Genomic DNA, 14,171 nt, shown 5'->3' with positions numbered 1-14,171 from the left:
CCCGGCGCGAGCCCCCCGCCGCCGGCCCTCAGCCCCGGTAGGGCTGACCCCGGTACGGCTGCACCCCGACGCAGGGGGGCTGCAGCTGCTTCTCCTCGCGGGGATTGCCGAAGGCATGGCCCACACCGATCGCGAGCCAGCGGCCGAAGGACGCCATCATCGAAGCCATGGAAACCTGCCACAGGGGGACGCTTCCATCCTTGGCAGCAGACACAACAAAGGGAACCGGTGAAAACACCGATTCCCTCGTGAAGGAGACCCGAGATCTGGGCAGCCGCGCTGGGATCAGCGGCGACGGCGGCGCTGCTGGGCCTTGCGCTTGTACTTCTCGGTGGGGGTCTCGTGGTGACGCAGGCGCTTGAGGTCGGCGAAGATCCCTGCCTTGGACACTTGACGCTTGAAGCGGCGCAGGGCCGATTCGATTCCTTCGTTCTCGCCGACGGTGACCTGGGTCATGGACCGCTGATGGGTTTCGCAGATGGCTGATGGTAGCAAGGGCCCGATCCGGCCTCCTCGCCCCTACAGCGCCGTCGCCTTACCGGGCTTGGCGGGGCTGGCCGGCCCCGGGTTGCCCACCGGCGGCGGCGGCAGGACCGCAGCTGGGGCGGCCGTTGGCGCCGGGCTTGAAGCGCGCGCTGGCACTGGAGCCGACGAGGGTGCGCGTGCGGGCACTGGAGCGGAGGAGGGTGCGCGAGCGGGCGCGGCAGTGGTTGCGGGCGCAGCAGTGGTTGCGGGCGCGGCGGTGGGAGCGGGCGCAGCTGTGGTTGCGGGCGCAGCAGTGGGTGCTGGCGCGGCAGTGGCGGTCGGGGTGCTGGCGGGCCAGGCCTCGCGGTAGAGATACACGTGGCCCAGGGCCCGGTTGCCGAAGTGGCGGCGCATCAGCCGCCAGCCGGGCTCCGGCACCAGCTGCAGGAAGCCGGCCGTGGTGCCGCCCGTGCGGGCCACCACCATCTCGGGGCCAGCACCGGCCTTGCCAGGGGTGGCCAGCAGGATCGTGTCATTGCCACTGCGCAGCACCGACAGGCGATACACGGTGGCCAGATCGGTGCCCCCCACCCGCAGCGAATAGCCGTTGGTGTCGATGAAGCGGTTGCAGATGCCCGTGAAGTCGAAGGTGGCGAGCAGCGGATTCACCACGGCGGGGGAGCCCGGCTGCACGGCGTAGCAGGGGCGGGTGGCGCGGCGCTGCTCGTAGATGTTGAGCTGGGCGCGGCTGCCATCGCCGATCGGTGCCGCCACCAGCACGAACTTGCTCTGGTCCACGTCCACGGCGTTGAACAGGGCAGCGGCACCCACGGGCTGGGCCACGACCAACAGGGAGGCGGCGGCCAGGGCTGAGCCCGCCAGGACGCGGGCTGAAGCCAAGGGGGGAATCGGGAGCATGGGAGCAGGGGTCGGCGGGAGTGGGGCGATCGTATGCAGGGCGATTGGCGAACGCCAGCACCTCAGGCCGGCTTGTTGATCCGGATCGCCACCAGCAGGCTCACCACGGTGCCGGGCAGGGCCGCCGCCAGGATCAGCCGGGTGGTGGTGAGGCCCAGCTCGGGGTTGCCGTAGGCCAGCTCGAACACCGAACCGGTGGCGGCAATTCCCAGAACGCAGGCCAGGGCGAGGAACAGCCCCGCCAGGGGTTTCATCGGCATGGAGGTCTCCGGCTCAGGCGATGGGGCGGACGTCGGCGCGGTCGAAGCCCTTGTCGCTCAGACCCTCGCGCAGCTTCTCCTCATCGGTGACGCGATCGACGAACAGCACGCCGTTGAGGTGATCCATCTCGTGCTGGATGCAGCGGGCCAGCAGGGCATCGGCCTTGAGGCGCTTGGGCCGCCCCATCTCATCGCGGTACGACACCTCCACCACGCTCGGGCGCACCACGTCGAGGTAGACGCCAGGAATGCTGAGGCAGCCCTCCTCGTAGGTGCAGATCGTGCCGCCCACGCCGGTGATCTCGGGGTTGATCAGCACCAGCGGCGGGCTGGCGGGGTCCTCCAGCTCCAGGTCGATCACCAGCAGCTGCTGGTGCACGCCGATCTGGGGGGCGGCCAGGCCGATGCCACGGGCGGCGTACATGCTCACCAGCATGTCGCGGGCGAGGCTGCGCACGGCCTCATCCACCTTGCCGATGCGCCTGGCAGGGGTGCGCAGAACCGCATCACCCAGCTTGTGGATGTCGTAGGGAGGGTTGTCGACCGGGTCCTTCGACACCTGCAGGCGCCCCGAGAGCTCGGCGGAACGCGCCAACTTGGCGAAGCTGCTGGCCACGGACCTTCCTCGTTAAGGCGTGAAGCGATTCTAGAAGTCACCCCCCAGGAGAGTCGGTGAGCCAAGCCCACGGGATTCCGCCCACCGCCACACCGGATGCAATACCAGATGCCACGCCGGATGCCATGCCCCCACCAGCGGCTCCCCGGACGGTCACGCCGCTGCCGGCCGCCGCGGTGGTGGGCCGCACCCCGAGCCTGAAGGAACCCCGACTGCTGGGAGGCTTCCTCTACTGGCAGGAGCAACGGCCCCAGGAGAAGGGCCGCACCACCCTGCTGCGGCGCCGGGCCGGCACCCAGGCAGCCGCGGCCGAGGAACTCACCCCCGGCGACTGGAACCTGCGCAGCCGGGTGCACGGCTACGGCGGCGGGGCCTGCGCCCTGGGCCGGCTGGCGGCGGGGCCCGAAGCAGGAGCGGGCGGGGCGGAAGCTGCGATCGCCGTGTTCGTCCACGACGGCGACCGCTGCCTCTGGGCCCTGGATCTGCCGCCGGATGGGGGGGCGCGCGAACCCCGACGCCTCACCGAACCCCGCACGGACGCTGGCGCCTTCGGCGGCGGCCTGATCGATGGACCGCGCCGGCGCTGGATCGGCGTGCTGGAACAGGAGGGACGCGACCAGCTGGTGGCGGTGCCCCTGGCCGGGGGCCCACCCGAGCCGCTGCACGCCGCGGCCGACTTCTGCGGCTACCCAGCACTGAGCCCCTGCGGCACCCAGCTGACCTGGCTGGAGTGGCAGCAGCCCTGGATGCCCTGGCAGCGCAGCCAGCTCTGGCTGGCGCGGCTCACGGCCAGCGGCGCCCTGGCGCGCCCCCAACTGGTGGCCGGCGCCGGCAGCGCCCAGGGCGAGGCACTCTCGGTGTTTCAGCCCCTCTGGATCGACGCGAACGGCAACGCCGCGCTGGTCGTGGCCAATGACCGCAGCGGCTGGTGGAATCTGGAGTGCCTGGCAGGAGCCGAGGCCTGGGACTCCTCAGGCAGGTCATCCAGCGAGGCCCCAGGAGCCGGCGGGGCCCTCCAGGAGCCCCACTGGCGGCAGCTGCAGCCGATGCCGGCGGAATTCGCCATGCCCCAGTGGGTGTTCGGCATGGCCACCCACGCCTGGGACGGCCAGCAGCTGCTCGCCATCGCCTGCCAGGAGGGCCGCTGGCAGCTGGGCCGGGTCGCCCTGGAAGAGCCGAACAGGCTTCCGACCCGCTGGCAGCCGATCCCGATCCCCTTCGACGATCTGGCCTACCTGACGGCGGAAAACGGCCGGCTGGCCTGCGTGGCCAGCGGCCCCACCAGCCCCCCGGGCCTGCTGGAGCTGGACCTGGCCACGGGCGCCTGGACCCACACCCCCGCCGCCGCCGCCCCGTTGCCCCCAGAGGCCATCAGCCAGCCGCAGCCGCTCTGGTTCGCGGGCCACGGCGGCCGGCCCACCCACGCCTGGTTTTACCCGCCGGCCGGCGGCGCCCACCCCCAGGCGCCGCTGCTGGTGAAGGGCCACAGCGGCCCCACCGCCATGGCCCGCACGGGCCTGAGCCCGGCGATCCAGTTCTGGACCAGCCGGGGCTGGGGCGTGGTGGATGTGAACTACGGCGGCTCCACCGGCTTCGGCCGCGCCTATCGCGAGCGGCTCGACGGCCAGTGGGGCGTGGTGGATGTGGCCGACTGCGCCGCCGCGGCCAGGGCCCTGGTGGCCAGCGGCCGTGCCGCGGCGGAGCGGATCGCGATCGAGGGGGGCAGCGCCGCCGGCTTCACTGTGTTGGCGGCGCTCTGCTTCACCGACGTGTTCCGGGCGGGGGGCTGCCGCTATGCCGTCACCGACCTGGCGGCCCTGGCCCAGCACGGCGACCACCGCTTCGAGGCCCGCTACCTTGACGGCCTGGTGGGCCCCTGGCCCATGGCGGCGGCAACCTATGCCGAGCGTTCCCCCCTGCAGCATGCGGAGCGTATTCAGGCGCCGGTGATCTTCTTCCAGGGCCTTGACGACACGGTGGTCCCGCCGGAGCAGACCGAGCGCATGGCGGAGGCCCTGCGCCGCAACGGGGTGCCGGTGGAGGTGCACCTGTTTCCAGAGGAGGGCCACGGCTTCCGCAGCAGCACGACCCAGATCCAGGTGCTCGAGGCCACCGAGGCCTTCTTCCGCAGGCATTTCCAGCTGTGATCACCCCCTTCGCCTCGATCCCAGCCTGGGCCGCACCCGCCGCCACCCTGCTGCTGGCCCTGACGGCCCTCACCCTGCTGGTGCTGGTGGGCCGCGTGCTCGGCGGCATCCTGGGGTTGAAGCAGTGGGGGATTCCAGAGGCCCTGCTCGCCGGCTCCCTGGGGCTGCTGCTGGCTCCGGCGGGCCTGCTGCCGCTGTTGGGTGAGCCGGTGATGGCCATCTGGGACCAGCTGCCCTTGCCGCTGCTGACCCTGGTGTTCGCCTCGCTGCTGCTGAGCAAGCCGCTGCCGAAGCTCGGGGGGCTATGGCGGCCCCTCTCGGCCCAGGTGCTGCTGGCCCTCACCCTCGCCTTCGGCCAGTTCCTGGTGGGCGGCCTGGTGGTGCTGCTGGTGCTGCAGCCGTTGATGGGGATGAGTCCGGTGCTGGCGGTGTTGATCGAGGTGGCCTACGAGGGCGGCCACGGCTCGGCGGCGGCGATGGGCCCCACCTATGAGCGCCTGGGCCTGGAGGGCGGCCAGGCGCTCGGGCTGGCGATGGCCACCGTGGGGCTCCTGGCCTCCACCGTGGTGGGGGGCCTGGTGGTGGTGCTTGCCCGCGGGCGGGGCTGGCTCAGCTACGGCGGGGCGATCCCGCTGCAGGAGGCCATGGAGACCGTGGTGGCGGCCACCCCTCCCCTGGAGGCGATCCCCTCCGACCCGCCCTTGGAGGAGGGCACGCTGGAGATCCCGACCCGGTGGCGGCAGGCGGCCGATTGGGCCGTGAACCTGGCCCTGGCCGGGGTGGCGGTGCTGATCGGCTGCGGCCTGCTGGAGGCGCTGCGGTGGGTCGCCGACCGCAGCGGCGGTGGCTTCGCCCTCGTGATCGACACCCTGCCCGTGTTCCCGCTGGCGCTGGTGGGGTCGCTGCTGGTGCGGCTGGCGCTGGAGAAGAGCGGCCAGGCGCGCTGGGTGTCCACCCCGATCCAGGGCCAGGTCGGCACGATCTCGGCCGACCTGCTGATCACGGCGGCCACGGCCTGCCTGGACCTGGGGCTGCTGGCCGCCGACTGGCTGCCCCTGACGGTGCTGGCCGTGGCCGGACTGCTGTGGAACCTGGCGGTGGTGCTGCTGCTGGGGCCGCGGATCCTGCCGCCGGACTGGTTCGAGCGGGCGATCCTCGAATTCGGCCAGGCCACGGGGGTGGCGGCCAGCGGCCTGCTGCTGCTGCGCATGGCCGACCCCGACGACCGGAGCGAGGCGACCACCGCCTTCTCGATCAAGCAGCTGCTGCTCCAGCCCCTGCTGGCCGGCGGGGTGATCACCGTGGTGGCGCCGCTGGTGGTGGACGGCTGGGGCCTGCCGGCCTGGACGGGCCTCTGCCTGGCGCTGGTGCTGCTGTGGATCGGCCTGGGGCTGTGGCTGGGCCGCCGCTGAGCCAGGGGGGCGGCGGCCCGAACGCGGAACTCAGCGCACCATTCCGGCCACGTTGCCGCCATCGACGGTGAGCAGGGCACCGGTGCTGCGCTCCAGCAGCGCCAGGGCCACGAACGCCTCGGCCACATCGCTGGCGCGCACCTCCTGGCCCAGCAGATTGCCGGCCATGTACACCGCCTCGCTGACGCCGCGGGCCGCGGAGCGCTCGCGGATCATGGTGTCGTCGAGCAGGCCGGAGCGGATGCGATCGGCGTTGATCCCGTTGGCGCGGATGGCCTCGCCGCCCCCCTCCAGGGCGTACTGGCGCATCAGGGCCAGCAGGGCCGCCTTGGCGATGCCGTAGGCGCCGAAGTTGGGGCCGGGGTTGAGGGCCTGCTTGCTCACGTTGAACAGCAGCTGACCGCCCAGCAGCGGCCGGGCAGCGGCTGCGGCGGGGTTGCCGGAATCCTGGGCGCGGAACACGGCCACGGCCGCCTGGGCCACCGCCTGGTGGGCGAACAGGTTGAGCTCGAAGCTGGCGCGCAGATCAGCATCGGGCAGCTCGGCGATGGCCCCGGTCCAGGCGGCACCGGCGTTGCTCACCACGATGTCGAGGCCGCCGAAGTGGGCGGCGACGGCGGCGACGGCGGCCCGCACGGCGGCCGGATCGGTGAGATCGCAGGCCAGCCCCAGGGCATGCCGACCGCAGCCGGCGGCCACCGTCGCGGCCGCTTCAGCATCGCGATCGAGCACGGCCACCTCGCCCCCCCGGGCGGCGAAGGCCCGGGCCGTGGCGGCGCCGATGGCGCCGGCGCCGCCCGTCACCAGCACCACCTGGCGGGCCAGGGGCTTTTCGGCGGCCTTGCCGAGCTTGGCCTGCTCCAGGCTCCAGTACTCCATGGCAAAGGTGTCGGCCTCGTTCACCGGCGCGAAGCGGCCCACGGCCTCGGCGGCCAGCAGGGTCTGGGCCCAGGCCTCGGCCACATCCGCCACCACCGCCGCCTCGGCGGCCGACTTGCCGAGGCCCACCAGGCCCAGCCCCGGGATCGCCACCAGCCGCGGCAGCGGATCGAGGGGCTTCTTGATGCCGTCCACCCGGGCATTCTGGCGGGCGAAATAGGCCTTGTAGTCGCCGATGTAGGCGGCCAGGGCCTGCTCCACGGCGGCGGCCCAGCCGGCCAGGGCCTGGGGATCGGCGGCGGCCTTGGGATCAGCGGCAGCCTGCGGCCCGGCGGCAGCAACGGCAGCGGCGGCCGGCGGCGGCGGCAGCACCAGCGGGAAGGCCTTGGTGCGGATCACGTGGTCGGGGGTGGCGACGCCGCGGCGGGCCCAGTCGCTCAAGCGCGGATCGTTCACGACCGAGAGCGCCAGGGGGGTGCCGCGCAGCGCCAGCAGCCAGCGGGCCTTGGCTCCCTCGGCATCGGCGGCCCGGGCCAGGGCCCCCCGCAGGATCGGGAGCACAGCCGCCGCCGCCCCAGCGCTGGGCTCCGGCACCGCCACTGGCTGGCTCAGGGGCTGGGCGCTGCGCGCCCGGGCAATGCGCTCCTCGGCCTGCCGCACCAGGGCGATCATCCGCCCGTAGCTCTGCTTGGCCGTGGCGCCGAAGGAGAACAGGCCGTGCTGCAGCAGCACCATGCCCTCCAGCTCCACACCGGCGGCGCGGGCGCGGACCTCGGCCTCCTCGTAGGCGCGGGCGGCGGCCAGGGCCAGGTCAAAACCGGGCATCACATAGGGCACCAGCGCCACCCGATCGCCATACACCGCGCGGCAGATGGCCTCGGCATCGGGCTGGTCCGCCAGGGCCAGCAGGGCGATCGAGTGGGTGTGGTCGACGAACTTGTGGGGCAGGAAGGCGTGCAGCAGCGCCTCCACCGAGGGGTTGGGGGCCGCCGGATCGATCAGGTTCTGGCGCTGGGCCGCCACCATCGCCTCATCGCTCAGGGCCGGCAGGGCCCTCAGGGCCTGCAGCGGTTCGAGCCGCACGGCCGGGTGGCCCGGCGGCTCGATCGTGGCCAGGTCCCAGCCGGAGCCCTTCACGCACAGCACCGGGATCGTCTCGCCCAGCAGGCCCACCGCGGTGGTCTTCACCGAGGTGTTGCCGCCGCCGTGCAGCACCAGCTCCGGGTCGGCGCCCAGCAGGCGGGCCGAGTAGGTGCGCAGGGCCAGGTCGTCGCTGATGCCCTGGGCGCCGTAGTGGGCGATGGCGGCGGCGGCATCGGCATCCGACCAGCGGTTGAGGGCGGGCATGGGCGGCGCCGGGGCGGTGGGGATGCGGCGAGGCTACGGGCCGGGAGCGGCGGCGCCAGGCCGGCGCCAGGATGCCGGGCCGCCCAGAATCGACGCAGCCGTGGGTCGACGCTGGAGACACTGCTGCTGGGGGGCCTGATCCTGGTGGGCCTGGCGTTGCTGCTGCCCACGGACCTGGTGTCACCCCGCCAGGCCCGGTGGCTGCTGGCAGGGCTGTGGATCGTCGGTTCCCTGGGCGTGATCGCCGCGCTGGTGGCCACGGGCCTGCACCTGGCCGAGATCGCCACGGACGGCCTCTGCCTCACGGTGCAGACCGTGGTGCGGGTGGTGACACTGCTGGGCGTGACGGTGCCCTGCCGGATCCGGCCCGAGGCCTACCTGGGCCTGCGGGTGCTGCCGGTGGCCCTGGGGCTGCTGCTGTTCGCCACCGCCCGGGTGCTGGTGCGGGAGTGGCGGGGGCGCGATTGACAGGGGCGGCGGCCCTGCCCAGCATCCGCCCAGGAGTGGAGCGCCGATGGCCCGCCAACCGGCCCAGGATTTCCTGCTGTTTCTGATCGGCGGGGCCCTGTTCGCCGCCGGCATCTTCCTGTTCACCAACCAGGTGATGGTGGGCACGGGGCTCGGCGCCTTCGGCCTGGCGGGCGGCTATGGCGGCGGCTTCGGTCGGGGGCTGGGTGGCTGGTTCGGGGGTGTCTTCTCCGGTGGCGCCGGCCCGGGCTTCGGGCTGCTGATGCTGCCCTTCGGCATCGGCGTGGCCCTGCTGCTGGCGGACGTCTACCGGAGGCTGGGCTGGTTTCTGCTGTGGGCGTCGGCGGCGGCGCTGGGAGTGGCGGTTCTGCAGAGCCTGCTGTTCAGCTTCCGGCCCACCAGCCTCTGGAGCCTCCTGGCCATGGTGGCGATGGTGGCGGGTGGCGGCGGCCTGATGTTCAAGGCCCTGGGCGGCTATCAGCGCGAGGAGCGGGCGCTGCGCGAGCGGGATGCGGAGGATTCGCGCCAGGGCATGCAGGAGCTGCGGCGGGAGCTGGAGCAGCTCAAGGCACGGATGGGCAAGGAGTGACGGGATGCCATGACCACCCCGTGGGCCGTTGCTCCAGACCCCAGCCTCAACCGCCGCAGCTACGACGCCATCGCCGGCCAGTGGGATCAGGTGCGCCACAGCGCCAGCCCCTGCGAGCGCCCCTTCCTGGACGCCCTCCTCGCGGGCCTGGCCCCCGGCTCGCGGGTGCTGGACCTGGGCTGCGGCACCGGCCGTCCCATGGCGGAAGCCGTGCTGGCGGCGGGCCACGCCGTCACCGGCATCGACCAGTCGGCGGCGATGCTGGAGTTGGCGCGGGCCCGCTTCCCCCAGGCGACCTGGATCGAAGCCCCGCTGGAGCACTATGAGCCTGGTCCCGGCCACGGAGCGGCCATCGCCTGGGACGTGCTGTTCCACCTGCCCCGGCAGAGCTTCGCCCCGATCGCGGCCCGCCTCCATCAGGCCCTGGCCCCGGGCGGCGCCCTGCTGCTCACCGTGGGCGGCTCGGAGAACCCGGCCTTCACCGACACCATGTTCGGCGCCACCTTCTTCTACGACTCCCATCCGCCTGACACCGCCCAGGCCCTGCTGACGGCCGCCGGCTTCCGGATCGTGCGGGCCGCGTTCCTCAACCAGCCCACCACGGGCCGCGACAAGGGGCGCTTCGCCATCCTGGCCCACGCAGGTGGCTAGGGCGGTGGCCCAATCCATTTCGGCCACCCAGCGGTACCTGAATCGTCGTCCCCTGCCGGCCGCATGCGAGCTGCCCCTGACGCCACGGCCAGCCCCGCCACCACGGCCAGCGTGACCCCGATCCGTTTCGGACCGCTCTGGACGCGGGCCTTCCACGGCTTCAACCTGCTGGTGCTGCTGGTGATGGCCGCCAGCGGGCTGCAGATCTACAACGCCAATCCCGTCTTCGGCGGTCGGGGCGGCGCCACCGTGCCGCAGCTCTTCACCCTGGGCGGCTGGCTGGCTGGCGGGCGCGACTGGCACTTCGGTTTCATGGGCCCCTATGCGCTGAATCTGGGCGTGTGGATTGCCCTGCTGTTTCTGCAGCGGCGCCGGCGCCTGGCCGTTGGCGGCGACCTCACCACCCTGCGCGCCAGCTTGAACCCCGCCAAGCGACGCCTCTCGGCCCATCGTCTGATCTACAGCCTGATGCTGGTGCTGCTGGGCTTCAGCCTGATCAGCGGCCTGGCGCTATACAAGCCCGCCCAGTTCTGGTGGTTGGTCGCCCTGTTCTCCGTGGGGGAGACCTTCGGCAGCACCAGTTGGCAGACGCTGCGGATCTGCCATCTGGCCACGATCCCCGCCATCGCCCTGCTGCTGGTGGGCCACGTGCTGCTGGCCTGGCGGATCGGCGGTCTGCGGCTGCTGCGGGCGATGGTCGCCTGAACCGTGCCGCCCATTCCCCTCCCCATCCCATCCACCCGCCCATGACGTGCTCCTCCCGCCTGACCCGCCGCCGGCTGCTGGGGCTCGGCCTGGGTGGCGGCTCTTCGCTGGTGCTGGGCGGCTGTGCCCTCAACGGCTTCAGCACCGCCGTGGGGCAGGCCAGCGAACCCCTCAACGAGAGGGTCGAGGCCCTGCTGCAGGGCCGGGGGCCGGTGCCCGAATTCCGCCGCGACCAGGTGGATCCCGCTGCACTGCTGGTCAACAGCATCAACGGCACCCCCGAGATCGATCCCGGCCGCTACCGGCTGGCGGTGGAGGGCCTGGTGCGCCGGCCCCTCCAGCTCGAGCTGGCGGCCCTGGCCGCCCTGCCCCAGCACGAGATCGTGATCCGCCACGTGTGCGTGGAGGGCTGGTCGGCGATCGTGGCCTGGTCGGGGGTGCGCCTGGCGGACGTGCTGACCCTGGCGGGCCCCTCCCCCCTGGGCAGCTATGTGTACATCCGCTCGGCCGACGGCTATCTCGAGAGCTGGGATCGGGCCTCCGCCCTGCACCCCCAGACCCTGCTGGCAACCCACCTGAACGGTGCCCCACTGCCGGCGGCGCACGGGGCCCCCGTGCGGCTCGCCTCGCCCATCAAGCTCGGCTACAAGCTCAGCAAATGGGTGACGGGCCTCCAGGTGGTGGCCAGCCTGGGCGAGCGCCGCGGCACCTGGGAAGACCAGGGCTACGAGTGGTTCGCCGGGCTCTGAAGCCCCGATGCGGCGGCGGCCGCGACGCGGGCCCGGGACGGGGGCCCGCGCCGGACCGCGTCAGCCCTTGAGCGGTGCCCAGGCCATGGTGGCGTTGAACTGCTGACACCAGATCAGCAGCGATCCCTGCTTGGCCAGATTCAAGGAAGCGGGGATCACGTAGCTCTGGGAACCCGATGGCGACTTCAGGGGAGCCAGCACCGTGGTGCTGCCGGGCTTGAGGGGATAGGCAGGAGGCTTGCTGGCCGCCAGGGGGGTGCTTGAGGTGCTGAACGCCACCTTCAGGTCGGGAGCTTCTGCCTTGGTTTTGAAATCACTGCTCAGCACAAGCACCTGCTTGCCGCCCTCGTTCTTGATCACAAACCCACCGCGAACAGGCGCTTCCGCCTTCCGGAAGGTGCCTTGAGAGCTAACAGCTGCCGGAGCCATCATTGCGCCGCCAGGGGGCTTCATCGCGCCGCCGGGCGCCATCTTGTCCTGGGCATGAACGCCAACGGCAGAGGCCGCGAGGATCGCCAGGGTGAGGCCGGAAATCAGGGATTTCGAAACAACGGTCATGGGGAAGGATCGTGTGGGGGGGTAGCGCGCACCAGCTGGGAACCGCTGCGGATCGGGCGGCGCGTGGTTCCTGTACCCACGGACCAAGCGATCGGATTGCCACCCCGTCCGCAGGGGCCGTCCAGGCGGCCAGACCAAGCCGCCCGCCAGCAGCGGGGCGAATCCGATCCGGGCCCTCACCTGTACCTCCCATGACCGCGCCACGCCGCAGCACTCCGTGGGCCTGACCCCCTCCGACCCCGATGCCCCGCCCTGGAGCCCGGCCGAGCCTGATCCCGCAGAGCGGGACCCGGCCACTGCCCAGCAGCCCTTCGACGACCTGGGCGCCCTCTACGACGCCTGCGGCGGCCCGGTGTACCGCCTGGCCCTGCGGCTGTGCCGCGACCGCCAGGAAGCCGAGGACCTCTGCCACGACGTGTTCTTGCGCTACTGGCAGCAGGGCCGCTATGAGCCCTCGCGGGGGCCGGTGCTGGCCTACCTGCTGCTGCTGACCCGCTCGATGGCGATCAACCGGATCAACCAGCGCCGCAACCGCTGGCAGCTGCTGCAACGCTGGTCGGCGCAGCTGTTTCCGACGGCCGTGGCCAGTCCCCACACCAGCGCCGAACAGGACGACCTGGCCACCCGGGTGCGCTCCGCCCTCGTCGCCATCCCCGCCAACCAGCGCCAGGTGCTGGAGCTGGCCTACTACGAGGGCCTGAGCCAGTCGGCGATCGGGGCGCGGCTGCAACTGCCGCTCGGCACGGTGAAGACCCGCTCCCGCCAGGGCCTGATTCGCCTGCGGGCGCTGCTGATCGACTTCCGGAGCGAGCCATGACCGCCGACGCCCCCCTCCCCCAGGACCAGATCGACGCCCTGCTCGCCGGCCACGCCCTCGGCGATCTGGACTCGGCGGAGCGTGAACAGCTGGCGGCCCTGCTGCGGCAGGACCCGGCCCTGCGCCAGCGGCTGGAGGAGTTCCGCACCACCCTGGAGCTGCTGCCCCTGGCCCTGCCGGCCACGGTGAAGCCACCGCCGCGGCTGAGGCAGCGCCTCCTGAGCCGCTCCGATGCGGCTGGGCCCCGGCCGCGGGAGGCGCGGAGGGCGGCGGCCGCCGGCTGGCTGGTGCCGGGCCTGATGGGGGCCGCCCTGCTGGTGCTGGGGGTGCAGCTGCAGCAGACCCGCCAGCAGGTGGCCCAGCTGCAGCAGCAGCTGCCGCCGGGGCCGAGCGCCGGCGGCCTGCCGGTGCTGAACCGGAGGCTGCCGCTGCGGGCCCTGGAGTCCAGCGGCCGGGCCAGCGGCGAGGTGCTCGTCACCGGCAACCCCAGCCACAACCTGCTGGTGCTCGATGGTCTGCCACCCCTGCCCCCTGGCCAGACCTACCGGCTCTGGGCCCAGGTGAACGGCCGGGCGGTGGGCTGCGTGCCCTTCGCGCCAGACCGCAACGGCCACGTGGCGATGCCCATCCCCGCCTCCCCCACCAGCCAGGCCAGCAGCGTCAGCGTCAGCCTCGAAACCGTGCCGGACGGCAGCGCGCCCCGGGGGCCGATGCTGCTCAGCGGCGCCATCTGAGGCCCGCCACTCAGGGCTGGGGCCGGCGATCCTCCGTGATCCGCCCATCCTGGATACGCACCAGCCGGTGGCTGGCCCGCGCCACCGACAGGTCGTGGGTGACCAGCACCACCGTGAGCCCCTGGTCGTGCAGGGCCGCGAGCAGCTCCAGCACCTCCTGGCCGGTGTGGGTGTCGAGGGCGCCGGTGGGCTCATCGGCCAGCAGCAGCTCCGGCCCGTTCACCAGGGCCCGGGCGATGGCGACCCGCTGCTGCTGGCCGCCCGAGAGCTGGCTGGGGCGGTTGGCCATCCGATCGGCCAGGCCCACCCGCAGCAGCAGCGCCTCGGCCCGCTCGCGCCGCTGCGGCCGCGGGATGCCCGCATAGACCATCGGCAGCATCACGTTCTCCAGGGCCGTTAGCCGCGACAGCAGATTGAACTGCTGGAACACAAAGCCGATCTGGCGATTGCGCAGCCGTGTGCGGGCGTCATCGTCGAGGGCGGTCACATCACAGGCGTCGTAGTAGTAGCGGCCGCTGGTGGGCTGCTCCAGGCAGCCCAGGATCGTCATCAGGGTGGACTTGCCTGAACCGGAACTGCCCACGATGGCGGTGAACTCACCGCGCAGGATCGTGAGCTCGATGCCGTGCAGGATCGGCACGGCCACCTCGCCGAGCTGGTGGGACTTGGTGATCGCGCGCAGCTGCAGCATGGAGAATCCAGCGAAGGTGGTGGAGGCGAAACCCAGGGAAAGGGCAACTTCAGGGCTGATCTAACTAAGGAGACCCTGGAAAACCCAGGCCATCCGCGCGACAATGGCTCAGTGATCACAGGCAAGGACTGGGTTGATGGGCGGCAAGCAGCTCGGTTTCTCGGA

At 72.5% G+C, this 14,171-nt stretch carries 17 protein-coding genes; 9 read left to right on the top strand and 8 right to left on the bottom strand.

What is annotated here, in order from left to right; all coding sequences use genetic code 11:
- Positions 1 to 28 precede the first annotated feature (28 nt).
- From CJZ98_RS18810 to def, 5 genes are all read right to left on the bottom strand, one after another.
- On the bottom strand, positions 29 to 169 hold the full coding sequence (locus tag CJZ98_RS18810; protein ID WP_198537672.1) for a hypothetical protein: 141 nt from the start codon (positions 167 to 169) through the stop codon (positions 29 to 31).
- A gap of 116 nt (positions 170 to 285) precedes the next feature.
- A complete protein-coding gene (gene rpsU, locus CJZ98_RS10360; protein ID WP_006172073.1) occupies positions 286 to 456 on the bottom strand; it encodes a 30S ribosomal protein S21 in 171 nt (56 codons plus the stop codon).
- A gap of 63 nt (positions 457 to 519) precedes the next feature.
- The gene (locus CJZ98_RS10355; RefSeq protein WP_094591050.1) at positions 520 to 1,383 is read right to left on the bottom strand and encodes a DUF3747 domain-containing protein; all 864 of its coding nucleotides are present in this window, start codon (positions 1,381 to 1,383) and stop codon (positions 520 to 522) included.
- Positions 1,384 to 1,445: 62 nt separating this feature from the next.
- Positions 1,446 to 1,643, bottom strand: a complete 198-nt coding sequence (locus CJZ98_RS10350; protein ID WP_094591049.1) for a hypothetical protein — start codon at positions 1,641 to 1,643, stop codon at positions 1,446 to 1,448.
- A 13-nt stretch (positions 1,644 to 1,656) separates the two neighbouring features.
- A complete protein-coding gene (def, locus tag CJZ98_RS10345; RefSeq protein WP_094591047.1) occupies positions 1,657 to 2,259 on the bottom strand; it encodes a peptide deformylase in 603 nt (200 codons plus the stop codon).
- A gap of 125 nt (positions 2,260 to 2,384) precedes the next feature.
- On the opposite strand from def, the gene CJZ98_RS10340 reads away from it, so the two are divergent.
- Positions 2,385 to 4,406: a S9 family peptidase gene (locus tag CJZ98_RS10340; protein ID WP_094591045.1), complete on the top strand. Its 2,022-nt coding sequence runs from the start codon at positions 2,385 to 2,387 to the stop codon at positions 4,404 to 4,406.
- On the top strand, positions 4,403 to 5,818 hold the full coding sequence (locus CJZ98_RS10335; RefSeq protein ID WP_232756384.1) for a sodium/glutamate symporter: 1,416 nt from the start codon (positions 4,403 to 4,405) through the stop codon (positions 5,816 to 5,818). The genes CJZ98_RS10340 and CJZ98_RS10335 overlap by 4 nt, the downstream gene beginning before the upstream one ends.
- Positions 5,819 to 5,848: 30 nt before the next feature.
- Here the strand turns inward: CJZ98_RS10335 and CJZ98_RS10330 are convergent, their stop codons facing one another.
- The gene (locus tag CJZ98_RS10330; protein ID WP_094591043.1) at positions 5,849 to 8,044 is read right to left on the bottom strand and encodes a bifunctional aldolase/short-chain dehydrogenase; all 2,196 of its coding nucleotides are present in this window, start codon (positions 8,042 to 8,044) and stop codon (positions 5,849 to 5,851) included.
- 144 nt (positions 8,045 to 8,188) lie between these two features.
- Here CJZ98_RS10330 and CJZ98_RS10325 point away from each other — a divergent pair, with 144 nt between their 5' ends.
- The 5 genes from CJZ98_RS10325 to CJZ98_RS10305 all read left to right on the top strand — a co-directional run bounded on the left by CJZ98_RS10325 (position 8,189) and on the right by CJZ98_RS10305 (position 11,206).
- Positions 8,189 to 8,512 (top strand): hypothetical protein, encoded by a 324-nt coding sequence (locus CJZ98_RS10325; RefSeq protein ID WP_094591042.1) that lies wholly within the window; start codon positions 8,189 to 8,191, stop codon positions 8,510 to 8,512.
- Positions 8,513 to 8,558: 46 nt separating this feature from the next.
- Entirely contained in the window at positions 8,559 to 9,101 is a 543-nt protein-coding gene (locus tag CJZ98_RS10320) for a hypothetical protein (RefSeq protein ID WP_198537668.1), read from the top strand.
- 9 nt (positions 9,102 to 9,110) lie between these two features.
- Positions 9,111 to 9,752 carry a class I SAM-dependent DNA methyltransferase gene (locus tag CJZ98_RS10315; protein ID WP_094591040.1) on the top strand — a complete coding sequence of 214 codons (642 nt, stop codon included), beginning with the start codon at positions 9,111 to 9,113 and terminating at the stop codon, positions 9,750 to 9,752.
- A 63-nt stretch (positions 9,753 to 9,815) separates the two neighbouring features.
- Positions 9,816 to 10,457 (top strand): cytochrome b/b6 domain-containing protein, encoded by a 642-nt coding sequence (locus tag CJZ98_RS10310; RefSeq protein WP_094591038.1) that lies wholly within the window; start codon positions 9,816 to 9,818, stop codon positions 10,455 to 10,457.
- Between the two features lie 41 nt (positions 10,458 to 10,498).
- The gene (locus CJZ98_RS10305; RefSeq protein ID WP_094591036.1) at positions 10,499 to 11,206 is read left to right on the top strand and encodes a molybdopterin-dependent oxidoreductase; all 708 of its coding nucleotides are present in this window, start codon (positions 10,499 to 10,501) and stop codon (positions 11,204 to 11,206) included.
- A gap of 60 nt (positions 11,207 to 11,266) precedes the next feature.
- Here CJZ98_RS10305 and CJZ98_RS10300 read toward each other — a convergent pair whose 3' ends face one another.
- Positions 11,267 to 11,764: a DM13 domain-containing protein gene (locus tag CJZ98_RS10300; protein ID WP_232756383.1), complete on the bottom strand. Its 498-nt coding sequence runs from the start codon at positions 11,762 to 11,764 to the stop codon at positions 11,267 to 11,269.
- 217 nt (positions 11,765 to 11,981) lie between these two features.
- Between CJZ98_RS10300 and CJZ98_RS10295 the strand changes: the two genes are divergently transcribed.
- Positions 11,982 to 12,581, top strand: coding sequence for a sigma-70 family RNA polymerase sigma factor (locus CJZ98_RS10295; RefSeq protein ID WP_232756382.1), 600 nt, complete (start codon positions 11,982 to 11,984; stop codon positions 12,579 to 12,581).
- Positions 12,578 to 13,315 carry an anti-sigma factor gene (locus CJZ98_RS10290; RefSeq protein WP_094591034.1) on the top strand — a complete coding sequence of 246 codons (738 nt, stop codon included), beginning with the start codon at positions 12,578 to 12,580 and terminating at the stop codon, positions 13,313 to 13,315. The genes CJZ98_RS10295 and CJZ98_RS10290 overlap by 4 nt, the downstream gene beginning before the upstream one ends.
- A 10-nt stretch (positions 13,316 to 13,325) precedes the next feature.
- Here CJZ98_RS10290 and CJZ98_RS10285 read toward each other — a convergent pair whose 3' ends face one another.
- Positions 13,326 to 14,006, bottom strand: coding sequence for an ABC transporter ATP-binding protein (locus tag CJZ98_RS10285; RefSeq protein ID WP_094591032.1), 681 nt, complete (start codon positions 14,004 to 14,006; stop codon positions 13,326 to 13,328).
- Between the last annotated feature and the right edge of the window lie 165 nt (positions 14,007 to 14,171).

It is taken from the genome of Vulcanococcus limneticus LL, assembly GCF_002252705.1.
In the GTDB taxonomy this organism is placed as follows: Bacteria; Cyanobacteriota; Cyanobacteriia; order PCC-6307; family Cyanobiaceae; genus Vulcanococcus; species Vulcanococcus limneticus.
Note: the sequence above shows the minus strand (reverse complement) of the source record. Positions and strands in the feature narration are given on the sequence as shown.

Excerpts from the sequence above, each read along its gene's own strand:
- CJZ98_RS10290 (WP_094591034.1), top strand. The coding sequence starts at position 12,578 with ATGACCGCCGACGCCCCCCTCCCCCAGGACCAGATCGACGCCCTGCTC.
- CJZ98_RS10330 (WP_094591043.1), bottom strand. The coding sequence starts at position 8,044 with ATGCCCGCCCTCAACCGCTGGTCGGATGCCGATGCCGCCGCCGCCATC.
- CJZ98_RS10340 (WP_094591045.1), top strand. The coding sequence starts at position 2,385 with ATGCCCCCACCAGCGGCTCCCCGGACGGTCACGCCGCTGCCGGCCGCC.
- CJZ98_RS10285 (WP_094591032.1), bottom strand. The coding sequence starts at position 14,006 with ATGCTGCAGCTGCGCGCGATCACCAAGTCCCACCAGCTCGGCGAGGTG.
- CJZ98_RS10355 (WP_094591050.1), bottom strand. The coding sequence starts at position 1,383 with ATGCTCCCGATTCCCCCCTTGGCTTCAGCCCGCGTCCTGGCGGGCTCA.
- CJZ98_RS10320 (WP_198537668.1), top strand. The coding sequence starts at position 8,559 with ATGGCCCGCCAACCGGCCCAGGATTTCCTGCTGTTTCTGATCGGCGGG.
- CJZ98_RS10310 (WP_094591038.1), top strand. The coding sequence starts at position 9,816 with ATGCGAGCTGCCCCTGACGCCACGGCCAGCCCCGCCACCACGGCCAGC.
- CJZ98_RS18810 (WP_198537672.1), bottom strand. The coding sequence starts at position 169 with ATGGCTTCGATGATGGCGTCCTTCGGCCGCTGGCTCGCGATCGGTGTG.
- CJZ98_RS10315 (WP_094591040.1), top strand. The coding sequence starts at position 9,111 with ATGACCACCCCGTGGGCCGTTGCTCCAGACCCCAGCCTCAACCGCCGC.
- CJZ98_RS10305 (WP_094591036.1), top strand. The coding sequence starts at position 10,499 with ATGACGTGCTCCTCCCGCCTGACCCGCCGCCGGCTGCTGGGGCTCGGC.
- CJZ98_RS10300 (WP_232756383.1), bottom strand. The coding sequence starts at position 11,764 with ATGACCGTTGTTTCGAAATCCCTGATTTCCGGCCTCACCCTGGCGATC.
- rpsU (WP_006172073.1), bottom strand. The coding sequence starts at position 456 with ATGACCCAGGTCACCGTCGGCGAGAACGAAGGAATCGAATCGGCCCTG.
- CJZ98_RS10350 (WP_094591049.1), bottom strand. The coding sequence starts at position 1,643 with ATGCCGATGAAACCCCTGGCGGGGCTGTTCCTCGCCCTGGCCTGCGTT.